We start from the raw sequence: 15,577 nt of genomic DNA, 5'->3' as shown, positions 1-15,577 counted from the left end.
GCCGCAACAACGAAACTGAGTATATCACCCTATCTTCCACTTGTCAACACTGTTTTTTATTTTTTTCAAAAAATATCTACAATAGTTGAATTGTATATTCATTTGATGCATTTTTAAGACGAAGTGCTATCGTCTGTACAGCACCTGCCACATCTTCGTTTACTTCCAGTAATAATACCAGTTCCTGTGTCTGTCCGGGTTCCAGTGTCTCCGCATAGGTAGACATGTCATTCGGCAGCATGGTAGTCAGCGCATTTGCTCTGATGCTGTCATTCACTGTAATAATATATCTGGAATTCGTATTCAGCAGATCTATCGTCTCTTCCTGCTCTGATCCATTTGTCAGATGAAATCTGAGTACCAGCAATTTCTTCCCCATGGATGCGTCCAGCGCAAAATAGTCATCCTCAACCCCGTCCTCGGGATAAGAATCTGCTACCATATAATCCTCATAGGTAATGCTGACACCTTCCGGCAGGCCAAAAAAATCTTCCATACTGGCAGTAATCTCTTCCTGCGCCGTGGGCATCGTCACTTCCGTGGTACCGGTGCTACCCGTCTCTTCCGCTTTTTCCTCTTCCTGCGATGCTTCCTTTGCTGCTTCCTTTTCCAATTTGGCGATCACCATTTCGGGATCTACCAGGCGGCTACGATTATTGGCATCATATTTTAACAAAGTAACTGCCGCATACTCTCCGACCCGCTGGGATTCCTCTTCCGTCAGATCCGGGATCTCGTTGCCGCAGGCTGTCATGGATAACATCATTGCACATAATAAGGCTCCGCATACCATATTTTTATTACGTCCTGTCATAGTTCGTTCCTTTTCTTCCTTCCTGTCCATTGCATCACTCATTGCATTTCTTTTCCAGTATAATATAGATTCCGGCAATTACAAGAGCAATTACGCCTACCACGAAGAAAAGTATGGTCTTCTGCAGGATCGGTGCGCCCCAGTAATCATATAAGGCTATTTTACCACAAGTACACAAAGAAAGCACTAAGCCATAGATTCTGACGGGCTTATCCTTTTTCACGAAACCGGCAGTCACGCTTACCAGTGCGATCAGCATGATCAGAATGCTGTTGATCACAGGGATATTCGTCTTGACGATCAGTGCCATATAGGTCAGGAATATCACGATGATCAATTCTCTGTGTTTAAAATTCTTATAATATTTTTCCTGCAGGGTCAGCACCAGATAAGCCAGTACAAAAACAAACATACATAAATAAGTAATGTAGGAATTCCGATAGATCGGATTTGCCAGAGCGATCAGTGCTCCGATCTGTCCGATCAGGACGGATACATTAAATACGAGGATTCCCTTGTCCCGCATACAATTCACATTATTGAACAGCAGAATGCTCACGAAGAGAATTCCGGAAAATGCCGGCAGTTTTATCATAGGCATCAAATGCGACAGAGCAAAAAATGCCAGTGAAAAAGTCAGCACGATCTCCTGGTAGGTACTCCATTCATGCACAAGGAACATACTGAGGATCGTTCCTGCCAAAAGCACATAAGCATAGGGGATCTCCTTCCCGTTCATCAGAAGCAGGATACAATATACCGTAGTAATGATGGCATCCAGTGCCGCAAGGCCCCCTTTTGCCAGGCGTGACAGTACTTTTACTGCTATCAGCAATACCGTAGCACAGATCACGATCCCCCAATCATTCTCTATTACTGAAAATCCACAGAAAGTCACGAAACTGAAGAAATAGCAGGGAAGCCATTTCTGCCATCCCTTTTCCGCCTTCCGCATAGCAATCACAGTCAGTATTGTGATAACAAATGCTATTCCGGTCAGGGCAAAAATGCCAATATATCCATCCGTCTCTGCTGCTCTCCAATAATCATCCATACCGGCACCCGTCATAATTCCGGATACCAGAATAAATGCAATGTAAATAGCAAGCAATCCTCCACTTTTCACCACACGTCCGGTCTGCTTTTCTATTTGCGCATAACGGCTCTGTACGACAAGTACCAGATGTGCTATCAGGAAAAACACACTATAAGCTACAACCGCAACACCAACCGACATGCCCTGTGTCCACACAATACAGCCTACAGCCGTCGGGAACAGCATTGTGGTACTGGCAAGCAGGATCAGCTGTGATGCCGTATGGAATCTGTGCACCGGTACACAGGCGCACAATATACTCAGGATCAGGATCAATCCCATTACCATCAGGACCTCCGCCATCGATAACCCGGAGGACATGGATAGTGGGTAAGCACAGAGCCAGCAGGAAGCAATTCCCAGCAGTCTGTGGATCAGCGAATCCCGTTTCCGGCTCAACAATACCGTGCCTACGGTGATCACACCAATGATCAATGCTGCGGGAAACATCCCGAAATTATGTAAGGACAGCGTATTGATCATGGTGGACAGGTACAAAGCCGCCATGCCGATCGCCGAAAATATCTGTGCTAGCTTCGGTAATTTTCTCCGGATCAACAGCTCTGCCAGCAACACTACGCCCAGGGATACCACATAGAGAGAGATTCCCTTGATCCATCCGTTCATGAAATACATTCCCATCAGCACCAGGGCTGTCAGGATAAATACGCCTCCCACCACCGACAGAGCTATGGTTCCAATGAGATATTCCGCATTCTGCTTTTTCTTCGTCCCCTGTACTACAGTCTCTGCTGCCGGCTGTGCGGAGAACTGCCCTGACGATTGTGCAGTAACCTGTTCTGCCGGTTGCCCAGTGAACTGTCCTGCCGGCTGTTTCTGCATGGGCTCCTGTGTAGAAGGCTGTACGGACTCCTGTATCTGCCCTGCGGCAGCACTTTCTGCTCTTGCCGCATTCAGTTGCTGTCTCTGATGCCAGTATTCCACGCTTTTATCCAGCTCCGCCTGTAACTGCTCCACATACTGGGGCTGTTTCTGTATTCTCGGGATCAGCTGCTGTACATACTGTGTAAAGATCGGGTCCTTGGACTGCATCAGGTATTCCCTTGCCTGCTGCTCCAAAAGCTTTGCTCTGTCCTGCTGTGTATTCTGTTCCATATAATATCCTCCCGCATTGTATGATCTATTGCGTCATGTATGTTTTGTATCTCTCCATGTCCTGTCTGTGACAGTCGGCATGGATCAAAATACCGTCTTCCCTGTACTCCGTAGAAAAAACCTGCGCCTCTTCCATAAGATAGGAAGCTACATTCCCCGCGCTGTACGGTATCAGGAAAGTACAATCCACATTGTCCGCATAGACCTGCTGCTCAATGGCTTCTGCCAGTTCACGGATACCGGTATTCTGCCCTGCGGCGAGATACCAGTGCTCCTGTCTCTTCTGCGGCAGTGGTTCCATGCCGCATTTGTCTGCCTTATTATACACCACAATCTGCGGAATGTCACCTGCTCCCAGTTCCTTCAGAGTATCGGCAGTGACCTGCATCTGCTGTCTGTAATTTTCATCGGAAAAATCCACCACCTGGACCAGCAGATCTGCGTATTTTACTTCTTCCAGGGTCGAACGGAATGCCTTTACCAGACCGTGAGGCAGCTTATGAATGAATCCAACCGTATCCGTCAGGAAAAACGGCTTATTATGCCCTGTGTCTATGCTACGGACGCTGGTCTCCAATGTGGCGAACAGCATATCTTTTTCCATGACCGTCTTCTCCGGAAGTTCTCCGAACTGTTCCACCATGCGGTTCAGGATCGTAGACTTTCCCGCATTGGTATATCCCACCAGCGCCACCTGCGGAGTCCGGGACTGCTGTCTTTTCCTACGCTGCACATCCCGGGTCCTGCTGACATCCTCCAGTTCCTTTTTCAGTTCCGTGATCCGGTGTTCGATCTTACGTCTGTCCAGCTCCAGCTTCTTCTCACCGGTACCCTTGTTACTCATGCTGCCGCTGGCGCCGCCCTGACGGCTCAGTGCATCGTACATGCCCACCAGTCTCGGAAGCATGTATTGCAATCTCGCTGTCTCCACCTGCAGTTTGGCTTCTCTGGTCTGTGCACGTATGGCAAATATGTCAAGGATCAGATTCGTACGATCAATAACGGTAAGCTCCAGCTCCTTGCCCAGGTTACGTACCTGCGAAGGTGTCAGGGAATTGTCAAATACGACCTCCTGCGCGCCTCTCTCCTCCGCCAGTCTGCGTACATCATCCACCTTGCCCGTTCCGATATACAATGCTTTGTTCACATGATCTAGCCGTTGTACGATCTGACCCACGACTTCCTTCTCCGCGGCTTCTGCCAGACTTGCCAGTTCTTCCATGGAATATTCAAAATCCGCTTCTTCCCCGATGTCCACACCGACTAACAGCACCTTTACCGGTGCCTCCTGCATCTGTTCTTCCCTCATATAAAAATATATCCTTTTAAAATCATTATTTTGTCTCTAATTCAAACCAGAATTCCACACCGTTGGTATAATTGATCACACCGTAAGGCTGGTTCATGGAATCCATGATTGCCTTCACGATGGACAGTCCCACACCGCTACCGCCGTATTCTCTGGTTCTGGCTTTATCTACTTTATAAAATTTTTCCCAGATGTGGCCGATGGAATCCTCCGGGATCGGTTTGCCGGTATTGAATACCGATACGCGCACCCTGCCATCCTTCTGTTCCATTTTGACATCGATGATCTTCTCACCTTCGCAGTGATTCACCGCGTTGGAGAAAAAGTTCATAAATACTTCTTCTATTTTAAATTCATCCGCCCAGGCATAGATGGGAGGATACTCTTCCATCCGCACCGTGATATCGTTCTGTTTGGTCAGAATTGCCGCCGACTGGATATAATTCTTCACCAGTGCCGTAATTTCGAAACGCTCCATAGTCACAACATCGTTGCCGAATTCCAGCTGGTTCAGCGTCAGAAGCTTTTTCACCATGTTGTTCATCTTCGCCGCTTCATCCACGATGACATCACAGTAGAACTGTCTGCTCTCGGGATCGTCATTGACACCCTCCTGCAGTCCTTCCGCATAGCCCTGGATCAGAGCGATGGGTGTCTTCAGTTCATGGGAGACATTCGCCAGGAACTCCTTACGCATTTCATCGACAGCTTCCTTTTTCTCCACATCCCGCTGCAGCTCATTATTCGCAGTCTTCAGTTCCGAAATCGTCTGTTCCAGGGAATCAGACAGTTTATTAATGTTCTCTCCCAGCAGATCGATCTCATTGTGAGCCCTGCCCTGATATTTTGCTTCAAAATCCAGCTGTACCATCCGCTGTGAGATATCGTTCAGCTCCAGGATCGGCTTCGTCACACGTCTGGAGACAAACCAGATAATAATACCACCCGCCAGTGCTCCCAGGCAGCCGATCATCATATAAAACCGATTGGCGATCCTGGCACTCTCCTGAATACTGGAGAGCGGTGTCTGCATGATAAAAGAAATTCCGGTGTTCAACCTTCCGTAGATCTCTAAATATTCCTTATTCTCCTGCCCGGTTCTCTGGATCACATAGTCATCACCGTTCTCGATGACCCGCTCATTATCCGGAAACGTTCCGAAGCCGAACACATAGCCGATCAGACGGTTCTCCAGTCTCTCGCCGCCGTTGATGGATACATATTTCATGTTGGAATTCACGTCCATGACACATACTGTCATGTTATAGCTTCTGCACACATCATCCAGCTCATGTGCGAATTCTTCCGATCCATAGCTGTCACTCTCCGCCGCCTGCTTGATCGTCTCATAAGCATCGTGAATGACATCCAGCTTACTCTGCATATAGACTCTGCCTAAAAACATGTAATTCAGCAGCAGGCACAAAAGGATCGTCCCGATCATCAGCCCGATAAATATCCAGGCGAACTGTCCCCTGATGGAATGCACTTTTTTCTTCTGCTGTTTATTCTGCTGTTTCATCCATTTTGTACCCCATTCCCCATATGGTCTTGATGAGATTGCCTTCCTCGCCCAGCTTGCTGCGCAGCTTCTTCACATGGGTATCAATGGTACGGGCATCCCCGAAGTAATCATAGTTCCATACGTTGTTCAGTATCTTCTCTCTGGACAGGGCAATTCCCTTATTTTCCATAAAATAGGTCAGAAGTTCGAATTCTTTATAGCTTAAGTCCACATCTTTGCCGTCTATGATCACGCGGTGTGCTGTCTTATCCACAGTGATCCCGCCGCAGGTCAGTGCTTCGTCCTGCCCTAACTGGTTCGTCCTGCGTAGGATCGCTTCCACCCGCGCCACCAGGATCTTGGGGCTGAAGGGTTTGGAAATATACTCGTCCACTCCCAGCTGAAAACCCTGCAGCTCGTCTCTCTCATCTCCGCGGGCTGTCAGCATAATAATAGGAACTTGGGAGTTCACACGGATCTCCCGGCATACCTGCCAACCATCCATTTTTGGCATCATGACATCCAGAATGATCAGTGCAATATCCTTATCCTTATAAAAAATATCCAGTGCCTCCTCGCCGTCTCCGGCCTCCAGCACCTCAAAATTACTCTTCACCAGGAAATCCCGGACCAGCTTACGCATCCTGCTCTCATCATCTACTACCAGTATTTTCAGTCTGTCCATACATACCCTCACCTTTCTGTTGTAGACATAGTATAGCGCAGAAATATGTCAATTCTGTGAAACTTCGGTCTCCGTATTTCCTGTATTCCCTGTATTTTCTATATGTAGCTCTCTCTCTTTTTCCCTAACCGTCTGCTCTCTCTGGGTCAGCTCCTGTTCCCAGGATGCGTATTTATTCTGAAGATTCCGCTCGTAATTCAGGATATTGGGTTGGTCGGAATTCAATGTGATCACAAACATGGCAATGATCGCCACAATCATCACGATGTTCATGATCACTGACAGGCAAAGACCCGCCTTTTTGCCCCCGTCTTCCGGCATCGGCTGGATCCGTCTTCTGGCAGGGGACGTCTTCGTCCTGACATCGGCAAAGTTCGTCCACAGAGGGATCGGAGGCACTTCCTCCCCCAGTTCTTCTTCCCGGGCGCGCAGCTCTCCCTGCAGCTCCCTGAGGTACTCCAGTCCTACCGGGGTGCGGAACACCCGGTCTTCCAGTGCTTTTTTATAAATGGCAAGAACCGACTGAATATCCGTATGATCAATGCGCTTATCCAGATAGGCGATCTTCTGCCGTTCCTGCTCCGCAAGTCTGGCATCCTTCTCGGAATAGAAGGCGAAGCCGGACACTACATGTTCTCTCTGTTCTACATCCATTTACAGTTTTTCCTCCGTTGTATCTGCCGCATTCTGCAGTAAGATATGCTCTCCCTGCACCAGGGGATAATGCACGGGAATCTCCCCATCCAGGTTCTCCCGGTACATATCTACGGCTGTGATCTGGTGGTTCTCATAGGTAGTGTAATAATAAATCCCCCTGTCTGCATTACAGCAGGAAGTATAAATAGTGATCTCATACTTACCGTTTTCCAGACGGCAGCATCCTCTCGTCTGAGCCACGCTTCCTAAGATATGGAAAAACTGACTGACGCTTTCAGACTCCGAGGTTCCCGATACAGAATTCATTTTCGTAAAAGCCACCCGGACAAAACGGGAGGCAGAGGACAGATCGCCGGGCAGCCCCATGGCTCCCATGCCACGGCTGTACGGCTGCAGCTGAAGCTGCTCTGAGAAACGGTTCACCGGCTGATCCGGAGACAGATAACTGTAGTCATTCAGCCGGAACAGCTGCTTGTCAAAGGGAGGATTGTTCGTCAATACCCCTACGGGATTGTCATAAATGTTCAGTCCCTCCCCGACTGCCTCTATCGTGATCGCCTCGTCCCTGTCCGCCAGTATCCAGTGCAGCTGTGATGTCGGAAACTGCTCGCTGAACCGCGTATCCACCAGATTGATGTGGGCTAACAGCGTCCGGGCTTCCTGCACCGTAGCACACTGTCCCAGGATCCAGGGAATGAACTCGAACTGTGCAATGTTGTCTCTGCCCTCCCGGGGCTTACGATATACGGCGTTGCCCGCGAAATTAAGACCTGCCATGCCCAGGCCCTTCTCATTGACCGCATCATAATACAGCGGATAATCCCCCACCATATGAGCGATACCGATCATGGCATAATGCTCAGTCAATGCATTCTGATGCCGTAACTGAAAAGAGTAATTACGCGGTGTCACCACCACTTCTTCTCCGTAATTAAATTCATAATCAAAAGTTCTGCCAAAATAAAAATCCTGCGATCTATAAGTTGCTGCTGTGCACATAGTGGTCTCCTTTACTGTTTTCAGATCAATGTAGATTACTCTTAGTCTATAGCATTTGCAGAATGATTGCAAGTATGCGAAAAACGTTGACGCATCGTAAAAAAAGTGTTAATATTAAGGGACAAAAAGAGTGCTACCGTACAGCAACGGTTCACCTTAGTTTATAGTTCTAAAAAAGCAACTTGTACCTTTGGTGGAGGCGGTTGCTTTTTTAATGCTTTCGTTTCTGACTGGTCTGCACGATACTGATCACGGTCACGATGATGCTGATCATCGTAACTACAATACCGACAGCGCCAACCACTGTTTCTATCATTTATGTACCTTTCGTTAAATTTCCCATTCGTATCACCTCCGATAATACTGGAAGTTCTCAAAATGTTCCCATTCTGGCGAAAGGCGAACCGCTTACCGTTTTGGCAGCACCCACGTTTATTATAAGGTATAGAGGACTGTTTTCCTATGAATTTCTAAAAAATAAGTATACAAAATTGAGTATGTTGAAATTAGCTATTTTCACGGATTTGGATTTTGTGCATCTTTACTAAGTGTCCTATTACTTGTATTTTCAGGCTGTTCACAGCAAAAAGGTTCCACCGGAATTCTCCGGTGGAACCTTTTTATGTTAGTTTTTACACAACTAATTCTTAAAAATGTTTTGGATCCATCTGTGGTTAAGATTACTGTAACAGAGACAGTACACCCTGGTTAGCCTGGTTGGACTGTGCAAGCATAGCCTGACCTGCCTGAGCCAGAATGTTGTTATTGGAATACTTAACCATCTCAGTAGCCATATCGGTATCACGGATCTGGCTCTCTGCGCTGGTGGTATTCTCAACTACGTTGTCGAGGTTGTTGATGGTGTGCTCAAGTCTGTTCTGAACTGCACCAAGTGCGGAACGCTGGGTGGATACTTTCTGGATTGCTGCAGAAATACGATCAACTGCTGCTGTCGCATCATATTCAGTATCAACTTTAAGATTCTTCACGCCAATTCCTGCAGCACTCATAGAAGAAATTTCTACACCAATTTTATTATTGGATGAAGAATCCGCACCTACATGAAGATTAAAGGACAGTTTTCCATTTACATCAAACTGCTCTAGATATCCTGTACCGTCTGTTTTCTTAGCATCAGCAACTGCTATAGCAACATTTGCGTCATTGTCATTTCCAGTTTTTCCTGCATCACTGGTATAATAATGTTGAGCATCCGTGGTTCCATCAGCATTTTTTCCGGCAAGAACATTTTCAGCCGACACTTCCTTACCATCTTTATCATAAAGTTTTGTTACATATGCATAATCTTTATTAGCTTTAGCAATCTTATCATCAGTCTGTCCACTTGCAGAAGTATCTGTATAAATCTTCTGGCCTTTTTCTAATGCTTCTTTCAATTGTGCAGTAGTTAATGCAGTATCTGATCCTTCTGCATATAAGTCTCCGGCAACGGCATATCCTGACTGTATAAAAGTTGCTTTATCGGTTGTAGTGCTGTCACCTTTTAACAAATATGCTTCATTAAATTTTGTTGTTTCAGATACACGATCAATTTCTGTCGTTAACTGATCAATTTCATCCTGAATATACTGCCTATCATCTGCACTATTGGTTCCGTTTGCAGACTTTACTGCCAGCTCATTCATTCTCTGCAACATATCCTGAACTTCGTTCAGAGCACCTTCAGCGGTCTGTACTGCACTAATACCATCCTGTGCGTTGGAAGAAGCCTGTGTCAGACCTCTGATCTGCTTTCTCATCTTCTCACTGATGGACAGGCCGGCTGCATCATCTGCTGCACGGTTAATCTTATAACCGGAAGACAGTTTCTCTGTGGACTTTGCCTGAGTTTTTGTGGTTAATCCTAACATTCTGTTAGAGTTCATAGCTGTTAAGTTGTGTTGTACTACCATAATAATTTACCTCCATGTGTAAAAAAGTGTTGCAGATACATCCGTTTATCTGCGGTGTGTGGTTAATAGTTACTGCGGCCCTAGGATTCCGCATTGTTAGCAAACTTTTGTCCCACAATATCTGAAGTTATTTGTTCTGTACGATCACGACGTTGGATTTTTTCTTCTTGGCGGTACCTTCCAGATTCTTGTAATACTTCGGGATCGTCGCCAGAAGCTCCGGATCCTGGATCCGTTTTTCAATGGCCTTGCTTCGTACGATGTTCACATCCTTGGGGGCGTCGATCATGATACGTGTCTGTCCGCCGCTGCTTCCCAGAAATACAATCTTCACATCGTCTCCGATCATCAGAAACTCTTCATCTCTCACCGATAATCTCAGCATAGCCATTCCTCCTTGAATCGATTATTTCCTTATAATTTGCTGTGTTTTGGAAATACTGATCGTAATGTAACAAACTTGATATTGTGTTACCCTTGTGTTCAGAGTATGATCTCCTGAAAAATTTTATCCCGGTCATCCTGCTCAATGCCAAGATATCGTTTGGTCACTTCATAAGACGAATGATTATAGATGCTGACCAGCATTGCCGGCTGTACGCCCTGCTTCCAGGCATGATATCCGAAGGTTTTGCGAAGGGAATGACAGCAGATCACGCCGGGGATATTGTAATAAGCTGCCACCTTTTTGATGATGCGAAAAGCCTGCACCCGACTGATGGGTTCATTTTTATTGCTGTGAGGAAAAAGATACTTCTCTGGCTGAATAGGTTTTTGCTCCTTTTGAAGCTGTGCCTGATAGTTTTGAAGACATGCGTGAATATTATGATTGATATAGATACAGGAGGTCTTTCCCGTTTTCTGCTCTATGATCTCAATATGCTCCTGCCATCTGTTTTGAGAAAAGTTATAAACATCTTCCCACCGCAGAGTAAGCAGATCCGAAATCCTCAGTGCAGTATTCAAGCCCAGGATCACTAACAATTGGTTTCTGGCATTGGGGTGGATTTCCTTATAGTAGTTTTTAAAATTTTTCAAATCCTCCAGGTTACGAATTGGTTGTGCTGTATTCATCTGCTTCCTCCTTGAAATTAGTGTAAGCCGCATAAAACCGGCGTTTTTTATATATCTGTGAACTATAACATATACTTTCCGGGGCTGCATTTACTTTGACAAATGAGAGGTTTTAAATTTTTTCAAAAAAAGGGTTAAGTTTTCTGTGAGCGTACCGATATACTATGTGAAAGCAAAAAGGTAACACAATATCAATTGTGTTACCTTTTTGCTTTCACATATGCAGCTATTAATTCAAAAATGGAACCCCAAATCAGCTTCGGAGTCCCATTCTAATTTTTAATTCAGATTCAATTTCTGTCCCACGCGGATCTTATGTAAATCCTTGATCTGCGGGTTTTTGGCTTTCAGTTCCGCCAATGACATATGGTTGCGTTTGGCAATGGCAGACATGGTATCTCCTGCTTTCACTGCATAATCGCCACTGTTAAAATATACGGTTTCCTTCGGCTGTGCCGCTGTTACCGTTACCATGTAATCACCGCCCTGCTTTAGAGCGAACATGGACTGCCCATTCCTGGTCACGGGGAAGGAGCCACAGTATTCCAGTTGTTTCTTCTCGGCATTATAGCGATAAAGATTTGCGTATTTTCCGCTGTTTTCTGCTCCGACATTCACATGAATGTTCACAGCTACCGGAAATGCTCCGGTGTCTTTTACAGACAGCTGTTTTACAGCTTCGGCTTTCTTGGATGATGCCATGGCTGCCGGGATATTCCGGGCATTGCTGTCCACGGTGAGATCAATGTTCTGTAATGCATTCAGAGCTGTGCCTTTCAGATCCTGTCCGCTGATGCTGACTGCCACACCGTTGCCGCTATGAAGTGCCAGGGTCACATCTGAGCCCTTAATGCTTCCCAGCACTGTGGCAGGGAGTCTGGTCTCTCCGGAGCATACGATATTCATGTTCACGCTGTTAATATTCGGATTCTGTGTCACTTCCGCGATCTTTGCCTGTACGTTGGAAGTCACGGTGTTCCAGTCTACTGTCTGTACCGGAGCGGATGTCTCCTTGTCCGCAGAGCTGCTCTCTGCTTCCGGTGCAGTTGCAGGTGCCGGGGTTACTGTCGGCTGTGGTGTAACTACAGGTGCCGGGGTAGCTTCTCCGGTCTTGTTCAGGTACATATCGTCCCAGGATCCCCAGGCTCCGGCAGATGCGGTTGCCCGGATTCCTACCGTTACTTTTTTTCCATCCTTAGTGATCTCGATATTCTGTACCTCCGGATTGCTCCAGTTCCTCCAACCGTTTAATTCGCCTTGTGCTGTCTGTGTCTTACCATCTACGGAGACATAGACCTCGTAGCTGTCTGTTGCTAAGTTTCCACCACCCTGAAGATATCCTCCGAACCGATAAATTCCTGCATCCAGCGTAATTGTCTGTGTTACATCATAGGTAAAATCACTGTCATTGTAGAAATGCAGATATCCGTTTCCATCTTTGGAGTCCTTGCCATCCATCAGGACTTTAATACCGGTTCCGCTTAATATCCATGCGTTCTCTCCATCCTCAAACCGGGGATTGGTCAGAAGGTTCTGCGGATTCACGGTGATCACGCATTTTGTCTGATAGGTCTCTCCTTCCAGAGATACTGTTCCGTTCACAGTATATTTTCCTGCTGCGTTAGTGTTGACTGCGGCAACATCCCGTGCGTTCCAGGTTACGTTTTCTACTCCGGAAGTGTAATCTGAATAGGTAACTTTTACCGTCTCCGGTAAAGTAAAGGTACTTCCTAATTCTATCTCGATTGCATCTGCATTTTTAACAGTGCTGATTTTTTTAGCCGTCTCTGCACCTGTTTTTACATAACTGAATATCTTTAAGGTTTCCAGGGGATGGCCAGAGGCATCAAACAATGCCTGATTGTCTATTGCGGATCCGCCGTACCATTTTCCGGCATCCTCGGCATCATATTCTTTCGCATAGGAAGCTGCCCAGCCGGAACCATATTTTTCCCAGGCTGCCTTATTCGTTGCAAGGGTCTGCTCGGCATCTTCTGCTTCCGGATCATACACTTTTACAGGGATCCATGCAGGCTCCCAATAAAACACTCCGATACCTTTGTTCATTTCTGCGACGGTATTGATCACCTCACGCAGTTCCTTCGCCTGTCCGTAGATGCTGAAATCATAATCCATGCCTGCATCGTTATTGCCTTCGCGGACGGTGTTTGCATGACCGTCACTGTCCTCTAATCCGGTCGCCCAGGAGGTCTCCGCTACCATGACTTCTTTTCCATATTTTTCCGTAATCGCATTTAACTGGTTCTTAAGGTTATCTAGGGTTCCATGCCAGTAAGGATAATAGGAAGAGGCGAATACATCATACTCCACACCGGCATCGGCCAATGCTTTAGCGTAAGTCATATAATTTTGTTTCTCAGGATTTGCGAAATGCACTACTGCCTTGATTTCTTTGTTCCGATCCTGCTCCACCTGTTGGATTGCTTCACATCCGGCGCGGAAAATTGCTGTGGTGTTGGCATTCTCCAGACCGCTCTCTCCAGCAATTCCGTTGTTTGTCTCATTACCGACCTGTACCATTCCTACATCGACGCCTGCATCCAGTAAAGTGTTCAGACTATTCATCGTATAATCTTTTACTACTGCTGTCTTTTCCGCAATCGTCATGTCTGCCCAGGCTTTCGGTGCCTTCTGCTTGGCAGGATCAGCCCAGAAATCGGAATAGTGGAAATCGATCAGGACACGCATTCCGGCTTTAGTAGCCAGCTTACCCATGTCCACCGCTTTCTGCAGGTCATTATTGCCACCGCCGTAGCCGTTACCGGATGCATCGTAAGGGTTATTCCATACACGGATACGTACGTAGTTAATACCGCTATCTTTCAGCAGCTTAAAAAATCCGGCATCATCCAATTCATTTCCTTCAAAATCATAATATTTTACACCGCTGTCTTTCAGAGCTCTGTAAGATGAAATATCCACACCGCCGATGAAATCACTCGTCAGTCCATTGACCTTTTCCACATTGATTCCGGCTTGTTCCACAGTAGCGCTTTTTAATTCATCTTTCGCTTTTTTCAGATTCGTGATCTTCTCTTCGATCTCTGTGACGGTTGTGGAAGTATAATCGCCATTCAGTGCCTGCAGGAAGTTCTCGCTTACTGTCATGGATTCCTGCAGAGCTTTCCAACTGTCAGCAGTATAATCTGACTCGTTTAATGCTTTATATTCCGTGATCAGATTCTGCAATTCTTCTGCTTTTACTTTCTTTGCAGCCTGAATTTCAGTGTCACTTGCTTTCGTCACCAGGATGTCATCTATCTTCAGATAGCCGCCTGCTGCAATATCCAGAGAAATGGTAATGGTAAGCTCCGTACCTGCCTCTACGGTTAATGCATCGGTCTCTGCAGGAGTATAGACATCCCAGCCTCCTGCGGTCAGATCCGCCGATACTTTTCTATCTCCGGCTGTGAGGCTGATGGTTCCGGTCACGTTCTCTCCGGCTGTCAGGAAAGATGCTTTATAGTTACCGGCATCGGATGCTGTCACCGTAGTAGCAGCTGTCAGATTCTGTGCCGTTGCCGAGTAGTAGTTCCAGACATTTGTAGTATTATTACCGGCGCCGGTATCTGCTATAGAGGTAGCACTGCTGTCTACACTCCAGGTCTGTGACCAGTCAGACATATCTGCCGGGTCGGTTCCTTCCTCAAAAGTCTTGGAATACAGAACATTGCTCTCCGGTTCAGGAGTGGCAGAAGCTTCCGGCGTAGCTGTGGGGTCCGGGGATTCTGTTGCTTCCGGTGCCGGAGTCTCTTCTGCTGAATCTGTTGCATCTTTCGTAAGGCTCAGGCTGTCCAGGCACACCCATGCACCATTTTCGCTGGTGATCTGGAAGCCGACTTTGTAATTGGTCTCTGCTTTGTCTAATGTAAAATGTCCGGTAAATTGTTGAAAAGAAGAAGTGATATCCAGTGAATCCGTATCTGTGGTATTCTCTCCATGATACACTGTAACCTTTCCTATCTTACTATTGGTGTCTTTGATCCAGCCTGTAACGGTATAGCCACCGGCATCTAAAGATGCGATGGTCTGATACATGCTTACTGTACCGTCTCCAACTCCGAAATTAATCCCCAGTCCACTTGCAGTACCTCCATACGCAGCCCATTGATCGTATTTTATATCATTGGCTGCCGACCATGAGGAGTCATCCACCTTCCAGTTATTACTGTTCCAAAAATCACTGCCATCATCGCCCATATCACCGTCCGTAAACAGATTCGTCTCCTCCGCTTTTACCCGGGTCAATGGTCCAAATTCACTTAAGCTTCCTGCGATAAGAGCCGTTGCACACACAAATGCCAAACCTCTCTTCCAGTCTCTTTTCTTCATAATGCACCTTCCCTTTCTTCTTTCCGACCGGTGCCCCGCACCGGCCGGAACTGCTAT

11 protein-coding genes are annotated in these 15,577 nt (G+C 46.6%); all 11 read right to left on the bottom strand.

Translation table 11 applies throughout. The annotated features are described in order from the left end of the window. Positions 1-76: 76 nt before the first annotated feature. The gene (locus tag H9Q77_RS06850) at positions 77-856 is read right to left on the bottom strand and encodes a hypothetical protein (protein ID WP_249326966.1); all 780 of its coding nucleotides are present in this window, start codon (positions 854-856) and stop codon (positions 77-79) included. Continuing rightward, entirely contained in the window at positions 849-3,026 is a 2,178-nt protein-coding gene (locus H9Q77_RS06845; protein WP_022154991.1) for a DUF2339 domain-containing protein, read from the bottom strand. The genes H9Q77_RS06850 and H9Q77_RS06845 overlap by 8 nt, the downstream gene beginning before the upstream one ends. Positions 3,027-3,051: 25 nt before the next feature. Further along, a complete protein-coding gene (gene hflX, locus H9Q77_RS06840; protein ID WP_249326965.1) occupies positions 3,052-4,335 on the bottom strand; it encodes a GTPase HflX in 1,284 nt (427 codons plus the stop codon). 25 nt (positions 4,336-4,360) lie between these two features. Beyond that, entirely contained in the window at positions 4,361-5,857 is a 1,497-nt protein-coding gene (locus H9Q77_RS06835) for a sensor histidine kinase (protein ID WP_022154993.1), read from the bottom strand. Next, on the bottom strand, positions 5,841-6,524 hold the full coding sequence (locus H9Q77_RS06830; RefSeq protein WP_022154994.1) for a response regulator transcription factor: 684 nt from the start codon (positions 6,522-6,524) through the stop codon (positions 5,841-5,843). Before H9Q77_RS06830 ends, H9Q77_RS06835 begins: the two co-directional genes overlap by 17 nt. A gap of 48 nt (positions 6,525-6,572) precedes the next feature. Then, entirely contained in the window at positions 6,573-7,178 is a 606-nt protein-coding gene (locus H9Q77_RS06825) for a hypothetical protein (RefSeq protein ID WP_249326964.1), read from the bottom strand. Then, positions 7,179-8,180, bottom strand: coding sequence for a choloylglycine hydrolase (gene bsh, locus H9Q77_RS06820; RefSeq protein WP_249326963.1), 1,002 nt, complete (start codon positions 8,178-8,180; stop codon positions 7,179-7,181). 680 nt (positions 8,181-8,860) lie between these two features. Further along, positions 8,861-10,093, bottom strand: coding sequence for a flagellin N-terminal helical domain-containing protein (locus H9Q77_RS06815; RefSeq protein WP_249326962.1), 1,233 nt, complete (start codon positions 10,091-10,093; stop codon positions 8,861-8,863). 127 nt (positions 10,094-10,220) lie between these two features. After that, complete coding sequence (locus H9Q77_RS06810; RefSeq protein WP_249326961.1) at positions 10,221-10,478, bottom strand: carbon storage regulator; 258 nt, start codon at positions 10,476-10,478, stop codon at positions 10,221-10,223. 98 nt (positions 10,479-10,576) lie between these two features. Continuing rightward, positions 10,577-11,167, bottom strand: coding sequence for a tyrosine-type recombinase/integrase (locus H9Q77_RS06805; RefSeq protein ID WP_249326960.1), 591 nt, complete (start codon positions 11,165-11,167; stop codon positions 10,577-10,579). Positions 11,168-11,446: 279 nt separating this feature from the next. Then, positions 11,447-15,520: a glycosyl hydrolase 53 family protein gene (locus tag H9Q77_RS06800; protein ID WP_249326959.1), complete on the bottom strand. Its 4,074-nt coding sequence runs from the start codon at positions 15,518-15,520 to the stop codon at positions 11,447-11,449. Positions 15,521-15,577: the final 57 nt, after the last annotated feature.

Origin of the sequence: Simiaoa sunii (assembly GCF_014337175.1) — a bacterium.
GTDB lineage: Bacteria > Bacillota > Clostridia > Lachnospirales > Lachnospiraceae > Acetatifactor > Acetatifactor intestinalis.
This window is presented reverse-complemented; position numbering and strand designations above follow the sequence as displayed.

What these genes read in the sequence shown, in the direction of transcription:
- H9Q77_RS06850 (WP_249326966.1), bottom strand. Translation starts at nt 856, where the DNA reads ATGAGTGATGCAATGGACAGGAAGGAAGAAAAGGAACGAACTATGACA.
- H9Q77_RS06845 (WP_022154991.1), bottom strand. Translation starts at nt 3,026, where the DNA reads ATGGAACAGAATACACAGCAGGACAGAGCAAAGCTTTTGGAGCAGCAG.
- hflX (WP_249326965.1), bottom strand. Translation starts at nt 4,335, where the DNA reads ATGAGGGAAGAACAGATGCAGGAGGCACCGGTAAAGGTGCTGTTAGTC.
- H9Q77_RS06835 (WP_022154993.1), bottom strand. Translation starts at nt 5,857, where the DNA reads ATGAAACAGCAGAATAAACAGCAGAAGAAAAAAGTGCATTCCATCAGG.
- H9Q77_RS06830 (WP_022154994.1), bottom strand. Translation starts at nt 6,524, where the DNA reads ATGGACAGACTGAAAATACTGGTAGTAGATGATGAGAGCAGGATGCGT.
- H9Q77_RS06825 (WP_249326964.1), bottom strand. Translation starts at nt 7,178, where the DNA reads ATGGATGTAGAACAGAGAGAACATGTAGTGTCCGGCTTCGCCTTCTAT.
- bsh (WP_249326963.1), bottom strand. Translation starts at nt 8,180, where the DNA reads ATGTGCACAGCAGCAACTTATAGATCGCAGGATTTTTATTTTGGCAGA.
- H9Q77_RS06815 (WP_249326962.1), bottom strand. Translation starts at nt 10,093, where the DNA reads ATGGTAGTACAACACAACTTAACAGCTATGAACTCTAACAGAATGTTA.
- H9Q77_RS06810 (WP_249326961.1), bottom strand. Translation starts at nt 10,478, where the DNA reads ATGCTGAGATTATCGGTGAGAGATGAAGAGTTTCTGATGATCGGAGAC.
- H9Q77_RS06805 (WP_249326960.1), bottom strand. Translation starts at nt 11,167, where the DNA reads ATGAATACAGCACAACCAATTCGTAACCTGGAGGATTTGAAAAATTTT.
- H9Q77_RS06800 (WP_249326959.1), bottom strand. Translation starts at nt 15,520, where the DNA reads ATGAAGAAAAGAGACTGGAAGAGAGGTTTGGCATTTGTGTGTGCAACG.